The 7,808-nt window shown below is 61.8% G+C and carries 11 protein-coding genes; 2 read left to right on the top strand and 9 right to left on the bottom strand.

Going from position 1 to position 7,808, the window contains the following annotated elements:
- Positions 1-214 precede the first annotated feature (214 nt).
- From H0V78_09960 to minC, 9 genes are all read right to left on the bottom strand, one after another.
- The gene (locus H0V78_09960) at positions 215-1,822 is read right to left on the bottom strand and encodes a peptide chain release factor 3 (protein MBA2352083.1); all 1,608 of its coding nucleotides are present in this window, start codon (positions 1,820-1,822) and stop codon (positions 215-217) included.
- A 147-nt stretch (positions 1,823-1,969) separates the two neighbouring features.
- Positions 1,970-2,083 carry a transposase gene (locus H0V78_09955; protein MBA2352082.1) on the bottom strand — a complete coding sequence of 38 codons (114 nt, stop codon included), beginning with the start codon at positions 2,081-2,083 and terminating at the stop codon, positions 1,970-1,972.
- 337 nt (positions 2,084-2,420) lie between these two features.
- A complete protein-coding gene (locus H0V78_09950) occupies positions 2,421-2,804 on the bottom strand; it encodes a zf-TFIIB domain-containing protein (protein ID MBA2352081.1) in 384 nt (127 codons plus the stop codon).
- A 112-nt stretch (positions 2,805-2,916) separates the two neighbouring features.
- Complete coding sequence (locus tag H0V78_09945) at positions 2,917-3,225, bottom strand: transcriptional regulator (GenBank protein MBA2352080.1); 309 nt, start codon at positions 3,223-3,225, stop codon at positions 2,917-2,919.
- Between the two features lie 4 nt (positions 3,226-3,229).
- Positions 3,230-3,727, bottom strand: coding sequence for a sodium-dependent bicarbonate transport family permease (locus H0V78_09940; protein ID MBA2352079.1), 498 nt, complete (start codon positions 3,725-3,727; stop codon positions 3,230-3,232).
- The gene (locus H0V78_09935; protein MBA2352078.1) at positions 3,728-3,964 is read right to left on the bottom strand and encodes a sodium-dependent bicarbonate transport family permease; all 237 of its coding nucleotides are present in this window, start codon (positions 3,962-3,964) and stop codon (positions 3,728-3,730) included. It lies immediately after the preceding gene.
- A 182-nt stretch (positions 3,965-4,146) separates the two neighbouring features.
- Positions 4,147-4,437, bottom strand: a complete 291-nt coding sequence (gene minE, locus H0V78_09930) for a cell division topological specificity factor MinE (protein ID MBA2352077.1) — start codon at positions 4,435-4,437, stop codon at positions 4,147-4,149.
- Positions 4,438-4,439: 2 nt separating this feature from the next.
- On the bottom strand, positions 4,440-5,249 hold the full coding sequence (gene minD / locus H0V78_09925) for a septum site-determining protein MinD (GenBank protein ID MBA2352076.1): 810 nt from the start codon (positions 5,247-5,249) through the stop codon (positions 4,440-4,442).
- A gap of 48 nt (positions 5,250-5,297) precedes the next feature.
- Entirely contained in the window at positions 5,298-6,185 is an 888-nt protein-coding gene (gene minC, locus H0V78_09920; GenBank protein ID MBA2352075.1) for a septum site-determining protein MinC, read from the bottom strand.
- A gap of 322 nt (positions 6,186-6,507) precedes the next feature.
- Between minC and H0V78_09915 the strand changes: the two genes are divergently transcribed.
- Complete coding sequence (locus tag H0V78_09915) at positions 6,508-6,744, top strand: hypothetical protein (protein MBA2352074.1); 237 nt, start codon at positions 6,508-6,510, stop codon at positions 6,742-6,744.
- A 229-nt stretch (positions 6,745-6,973) separates the two neighbouring features.
- Positions 6,974-7,808, top strand: an 835-nt coding sequence (locus tag H0V78_09910) for a hypothetical protein (GenBank protein MBA2352073.1), incomplete at its 3' end; no start/stop codon positions are given.

The raw sequence follows: 7,808 nt of genomic DNA, 5'->3' as shown, positions 1-7,808 counted from the left end.
CTGTTGAGCGCAAGCAGGCGTCCGTCGCTGCGAAAGCCGACGCTATCGAGGGCATTCAGCACGCAGTCAGGAGTCAGGGCGGAGTAGGGCGCTGCAATTTCGGCGTTCATGGGCTGGATTGTACGGGCGGCTCATACGAATCCAAAGTGCGGCTCGCAGCGGTTCAAGCCATTCGTTTCTCAAACGCGACTGCGAAATGGCGGCATTATCCGGTTTATTCGTTCATGCGCGACTGGAAGACCAAACCGGCGTGCTCGCGCAGTCCGTGAAAGCGTATCGTCTTCCAATGCTCCTGCGCGACGTTCAGCTCCGCGTTGAACGATGCCAGAAAAGTCGGCGCATCGACAACATCGTAGGCGACGCGGTGCGCATTGGCTTCGATAAAGCGCTTCAGATCATTCGGCTCCTCGGATGTGACCCAGCGCGCCATCGTGTATTTGGCCGGCGCCAGACGCGCATCGACGCCGTATTCGTGCTTGAGCCGGTGCGCGACGACCTCGAACTGCAAGGTGCCGATCGCGCCGAGCAGCAGCGTGCCGCCGCCGTGCGGCCGGAACACCTGAATCGCGCCTTCCTCGCCGAGCTGCGCCAGGCCGGTGCGCAATTGCTTGCTGCGCATCGGGTCGGCGATCTCCACACTCTGAAACAGCTCGGGCGCAAAGAACGGCAGGCCGGTGAACTGCAAAGCCTCGCCTTCGGTCAGCGTATCTCCGAGCTGCAGGGTGCCGTGATTGGGAATGCCGATGATGTCGCCCGGATGGGCTTGCTCGAGCAATTCGCGCCGCTGCGACAGGAAGGACACCACGCTACCCGGACGAATCTCCTTGCCGCTACGGCAAATCTTGAGGCGCATGCCGCGTTCGAAACGCCCCGAGCACACGCGCACAAAGGCGAGGCGGTCGCGATGCGCCGGGTCCATATTGGCCTGGATCTTGAACACGACCCCGGAAAACTTTGGTTCGGCAGGCTGCACGACGCGCTGCAGCGCCGCGCGCGGACCCGGCGGCGGCGCCAGATCGACCAGCGCGTCGAGCACTTCGCGGACGCCGAAGTTGTTGATCGCCGAGCCGAACAGCACCGGCGTCTGCCTGCCGGCGAGAAACGCCGCGTGATCGAACTGGTGCGACGCGCCCTGCACCAGCGCGATGTCCTGTTGGGCGTGGACGAATTCCTCGCCGAAGCGGATGCGGCATGCCGGATTATCGATGCCTTCGAGGATTTCGTCCTCGGCGACGCGGTCGCTGCCGGCGCGGAAAATTCGCATGCGATCGCGCTCCAGATCGAACACGCCGCGAAAACTTTTGCCCATGCCGACCGGCCAGGTGAACGGCACCGCCGCCATGCCCAGCACGCGCTCGATCTCGTCGATCAGATCGATCGGCTCACGCACCTCACGATCCATCTTGTTGACGAAAGTCAGAATCGGCGTATTGCGCGCGCGGCAAACCTGCAGCAGGCGCAGGGTTTGCGCTTCGACGCCGTTGCCGGCATCGATGACCATCAGCGCCGCATCGACAGCAGTGAGGACGCGGTAGGTATCCTCCGAAAAATCCTGGTGGCCCGGCGTGTCGAGCAGATTGATCACGCAATCGCGATATTCCATTTGCATGACCGAACTGGCGACCGAAATGCCGCGCTGCTTTTCGATTTCCATCCAGTCGGACGTCGCATGGCGCGAAGCTTTGCGCGCCTTGACGCTGCCGGCGATCTGAATCGCGCCGGCGAACAGCAGCAGCTTTTCCGTCAGCGTGGTCTTGCCGGCGTCCGGGTGCGAAATGATGGCGAACGTGCGGCGGCGCGCCGCTTCGCGGGCAACAGTCATGCTTGTCTCTTGAGAAAAGTCTGATTTTACTTCGGTTTGCATCTTCCCCACTTGCTGGGGAAGGAGAAGGCCAAGGCTTACGCGCGCAGAGAATAGTTGGACAGCACTGGGTTCCCGCTTGCGCGGAATGACAAGCAAATCGAAAGGCTAACTGTGATGTTGCAACACGTTGTTCCCTGGTAGCCGAGAAGCCGGCGGCACACCGTCTATGCCTTGATGCGGCCGGTGCCGGTTGTAGTAGTGCGTCCAGCAATCGAGCATGGCGGTCTCTGGGTTGAATGATGATAGAAAAAACCGTAAGCCCATTCACGTAACGCCGAACCGATAAGCCTTCGGCTTTGCCGCGGCGAGCTGTCGGCAAACAGCGGCTTTCAGCATCGAGGCGTTGTCCGCGGACGCCCGTTGCCAAGGCGCGGGTGCCGACGCAGCGTGCAAACGCGCTTCGTGATCCGGCAGCGTTCAATGTGATGGCCACCGCCCCCGAAGCGCGCCACGGTGGACCGGTCAGGGACGGCACGCGGCAGTTCTTGCAGCCTGGCCATGCCTTCGTGATGATCGTCGCCATCTCGTTGACAGATTCTCGGCCGGCCTCGAGTTCTCAATGTACATCGGTGGCATCTTGGCCCTGGACGTTGGTGTCTGGCTCGGCACCCCTGCTTTTGCCATGGCATGGCTCGGTGTGAAAGCCACAGCGGTTATCTGGCACAGGGTGCCCCGGGGCACGGGTCGCGGAGCCGTCAATCGAAGATGTCCAAGACTTCTTGCGTCCGGCGGGGTGTCGTTGAGCGCCATGGTGATTCGAATCCGCAAAGTCGGGACGCGACACTGCGGCGATGGCGCTTGGTGCCTGCGCGGCGGCGCGCTCCATCAGCTTGTCGAGTTTACCGCGATCGAGCCACACGTCCCGGCATTGCGGGCAGTAGTCGATCTCTATTCCTTGTCGATCGGTGATAGCCAAGGTAGTGTCAGGGCAGGTGGGCATTTCATAGGTTCGACAACGCACCGTTCCTGCTGCCTGGGGCGGACGTGGCGATACGACCCAGGCTCAGATGGCAACCGAACCGCAAGTCGGACGGCCCGCAGCCGATCCCGGCTCAGAATTTGTCGCATCGGATGGTTTCCACATCCAGCGTGTAGACCACGAGGGCGAAGTTGTCGGAGCACTTGGTGACGATGATCTCGACGATGCGCCGCGCTACCCCCTCGTTGCACAGGATCTCGATTCGCACATTGGACGACAGCAGCCAGCGGGCGTCCTGCACGCCTCGGCTGCCCCGGCCGCGCGCCTCAGACACCGTGTAGCCGTTGGCTCCGGCCGCGAGCAGCTCGGGAACGATGATGGCTTCCAGCGCCTCTTCGCAGACGAGCACGACCAGCTTGGTTCGGTTGAGATTGATGGTCACGGTCTTACCCCACTTGAACGCCACCGCGGTACATCAGCAGAGCCATCTGGTGATACAGGGGCACGCCGACCAGCACGTTGAACGGAAAAGTCACGCCCAGCGACGCGCCGATGGACAACGCGGGATTGGCCTCCGGAATCGCGATGCGCATCGCCGCGGGGGCGGCGATGTAGGACGCACTGGCGTAGAGCTCCGCCAGCAGGGTCGTGCCGCCCAAGGACAGTTCCAGCCACCAGCCGGTCAGCACGCCGCCGGCGGCCGAGACGATCGGCAGCACGATGCCGAAGCCGATCAGAAACGGACCGGCTCGGCGCAAGTCGTCGAATCGTGACGCGGTCAGGATGCCCATGCCGAGCAGGAACAGCGACAGCAGGCCCTTGAACATGTCGCCGTAGAACTTGTTCAGCGACTGGTTCGCCTCGGTGCCCCATACCCAGCCGATCACAAGCGCACCGACCAGCAGCACGATCGCCTTGCCGGCCAGCACCTCATGGGCCAGCATTCACCAGCGGGTGTCGCGGTTGATGCCCTTGGCGAGCAGCACGCCGATGATGAGTGCCGGAAACTCCAGGAAGACCAGGAATACCGACATGAAACCTTCGTATGCAACGCCCTGACGGGCTAGGTACGACGCGCCCACCGCGAAGGTCACGACCGACACCGAGCCATAGTGCGCGGCGATCGACGCCGCGTCCGGCCGCGGCAGCTTGTCGAAACGCTGAAGGATCGGATAGGCCACCAGCGGCGCACCGATCGTGCGCGCCGCGACACAGCAAACGCGTCTCGCGTCCGGGGGCCGCTTCCTGCACGGCAAGAGCCTGCCGTGCCGCTGACTTCGGCCGCTGGGCGGTCGCATCAAGACATCGGCGGTGTCCCGCCGGATTCTCGGCTACCAGGGAACAACGTGTTGACAATCCACAGCTAACCAGCCGGACGCTGCACGCGCCGCGAGCCTTCGGGCAGGACGATGTTCAGTTCGAGCAAGTCGTAATCCCCCTGGCGATTGAAGTCCATCTTGATCTGTTCAGGGTCGATAGGCACATACTTGGCGATCACCGCGATCAGATCGTGGCGCAGGGCGGGCAGGTATTCCGGAATGCCGCGGCGGCCGCCGCCGTGCGCCAGAATCAGTTGCAGGCGCTCTTTCGCGACCGTCGCCGACTTCGGCTTTGAGCCGCGCAGGTAGTCGATAAATGAATTGATCAGCGACATAGTCAGTTTCTGAACAGACGTTGGAAGAAGCCGCGTTTTTCGACTTCCGTGAAACGGATTTGATGCTCTTCGCCGAGGAAGCGGGCGACGACATCCTTGTAGGCTTCGGCGACGTCGCAGCCGTTGGCGTGGACTACCGGACTGCCGGAATTGGACGCCTGCAGCACCTGTTCCGATTCGGGGATGACGCCGATCAGCGGCACGCGCAGGATTTCCTGCACATCCTCGACCGACAGCATTTCACCGAGCGCCACGCGTTTCGGCGAGTAGCGCGTAATCAGCAAGTGTTCCTTGACCGGTTCGGCGCCGTCTTCGGCGCGCTTCGATTTCGCCTGCAGGATGCCGAGGATGCGGTCGGAATCGCGCACCGACGAGACTTCCGGATTGGTCACCACGATCGCCTCGTCGGCGAAATAGAGCGCCATCATCGCGCCTTTTTCGATGCCGGCCGGCGAATCGCAGATCACATAATCGAAGCTTTCCCGGAGCTCGTTCAGTACGCGCTCGACGCCCTCGGTCGTCAGCGCGTCCTTGTCGCGCGTTTGCGAGGCCGGCAACACGTACAGATTTTCCGTGTGCTTGTCCTTGATCAGCGCCTGCGTCAGCGTCGCTTCCTTGTTGATGACGTTGACGAAGTCATAAACGACGCGGCGTTCGCAGCCCATGATCAGATCGAGGTTGCGCAGGCCGACATCGAAATCGAGGACTGCCGTCTTGTGCCCGCGCAGCGCCAGGCCGCTCGCGAAACTGGCGCTGGTCGTGGTCTTGCCAACGCCGCCTTTGCCTGAAGTGATTACGACGATTTTCGCCACTGCTGTGCTTCCCTGTTTATCGCGTTAAAAAAGAGTCGCGGATTGCGCTTAATCGAGCGGGGCAATCACGATGCGCTCGCCGTCGAGATAGATCTGCGCCGGTCTGCCCTGGATGTCGGGGCCCAGCGCGCTTTCGAATACCCGGAAGCAGCCGGCGATGGAGACAAGTTCAGCTTCCATCGACAGCGTAAAAATGCGCGCCTCGGTATCGCCTTTGAGCCCGGCGAGCGCGCGTCCACGCAGCGGGCCGTAGACATGAATGCTGCCCGCCGCCATCACTTCGGCGCCGGCGTTGACGCCGGCCAGCAGCGTGAGATCGCCGTGCGCTGCGAACACGCGCTGACCGGTGCGAACCGGCGTATGAACAATCTGGACCGTGGCTGGGGTAGAGGCGGGCGGCGCCGGCGTTTCTTCCGAAAGCTCCGTGGCGGGCTGCGGTCCGGCGCGCGTTTCGGAAGGTTCCTGGGCAGTTTCCTCCGACGCCGCCTCCGCTGCGGCATCCGTATCTTTCTGGAGATTCGCCTCTGAAACCGACTTCAAGGCGCGCGTCGGCCGGCTTGATGCGCCCCCGCTTTTCAGCGCCGGCAGCCCAGCCTCCCGTGCTGCCTGGTGCTGCGCTTCGTTGCCGTTGCAAACGCCGATCACGGTGAGGCCGAGTTCGCGCATCATCGCCAGTATCGTCGGGAAATCGGGCGCGCCATCGTTCCCTGGAACGTTTTTAAGATCGAGCACCAGCGGGTCGCCCAGGAAATCGCGCAAGGTCTCCAGTTGCTTGCCGAGCTGAGCGCCAATCGCCTCGACGTCCGTGCACTTCAGACGCAGCGCCAAAAGGCCGAACATCGAACCCTTGATTTCGTAGGCCTTGCCGATCGCGGATTTTTCAGCAGCCTTGGCAGACGCAGCAGTTAAAGTAACCTGAGACGTTGGGCTATTCATCGAACAACTGAACGGCGCGGAGGAAGCGGACGCGGAGGAAGCAAAAGCGGCGCAGGGCGAGGTGTGGAGCGAGGTGCAGAGAATACACTGCATCGCAGGCGGGGAAGGTGCCAGGGAGCGCTGAACGAGGGTGAGAAGCTATAAGTTTGCGTCATCCGCCATGCCCGCGCCGGGGAGAGTTCTTGCCCTTCACTGTACGCTGGCGCGCTGGCGATGTAAACAACAAATTACACATTATCTAGTAGCAATGGAATAAGCGCTATACTACCTATAGCGCTTTGCTCGATCCTGTTTTTGAGCGCTTTTTTCAGGAGGTTGTGCAATGCCAAACGCCGTAAACCGGGAAACGCTGCATGAGGACATCATCGCGGAGCTCGAGCAGGATGCTTTGATGTGGGCCAGGCTTTCGATCGAAAAGCTCGTGTGCTCCGTCCGCTGCGACGAGCACGGCCGCGTTGCTGAAATCGTTTGCGAAGGACGCAGCTTTGATGATTTGCGCTTCTACGTTTCGGGATGTTGTGAAGATTTGGTCTTGGCGGCGAAGGGCAAGCTGGGCTAGTGTCTTAGGGGTTTGTTGAAAAAGCTCAAAAACCGTCATTGCGAGCAACCTTTAGCCCCGGACTTGATCCGGGGGAAGCAATCTCGCCTTTAGTAGTATCGAGAGCTAGAGATTGCCTCGTCGCAAAAAAAGCTCCTCGCAATGACACGTCACGGCTTTTTTCAACAACCCTTTGGGTATTCCGGTGGGGGCTTACCTCGACGTGACGGTAAGGTGCTGAGAATCGCCCGTGCTTGATTCGCTGCTGTCGGCGAAGATCACGCTGCCCGCAAGCCTGGCGCTGGCGCTGCTGGTGGTTGTTATCATGCTCGCGCTGGTGATCTGGTCGGTCAAGCGCCACCGCGACCCGAAGCTCGATGTCGAGTGCGGTCAGCCGCTCGACGAACTGATTCCGTCGCTCAGCGGGCTTACGCATAGCACTCGCGTAGAGGGCAACACAGTCGAGATTTTCGAGAATGGCGCCTACTTCGACGCGCTATTCGAGGAGATCGCCAGCGCCCGTCGCTCGGTCCACTTCGAGACCTACCTTTGGCAGGAAGGAAAACTGGGCGACCGGCTCGCCGAAACACTGGCGGAGCGCGCTCGCGCCGGCGTCAAGGTGCGCGTGCTCCTCGATGCCAGTGGTTGCAAGAAAATGGGCGAGGCAGCTTGCCATAAGCTTGAGGAAGCCGGGTGCAAGGTCGCGCGCTATCACGCTCCGCGTTTACGGAACATCGGCGTTCTCAACCGGCGCGACCACCGCAAGCTCGCTGTGTTGGACGGTCGTGTCGCGCTCGCGGGGGGGCACTGCATCGTCGATACCTGGCTCGGCCAAGCGCAGGATAAGGAACACTTCCGCGACATCAGCGTGCGGCTGCGCGGGCCGATCGTCCATGCCGTGCAGTCCGCTTTCAGCGAAAACTGGGTCGACGAAACCGGCGAGCTTTTTGTCGGCGACGACGTATTCCCGAGGCTGGATGCGGCGGGCGATATCACGATGCACGTTGCACGCGTCAAGCCCGAGCGCGCAGCTCCGGCGGTGAAGATTCTGCACCACCTCGTGCTCTGCGTCGCGCGCCACAAAA

The sequence above is a fragment of the Burkholderiales bacterium genome, assembly GCA_013695435.1.
In the GTDB taxonomy this organism is placed as follows: Bacteria; Pseudomonadota; Gammaproteobacteria; order Burkholderiales; family JACMKV01; genus JACMKV01.
The sequence above is the reverse complement of the archived record's forward strand: the minus strand, read 5'-3'. Positions and strand labels throughout refer to the sequence as shown.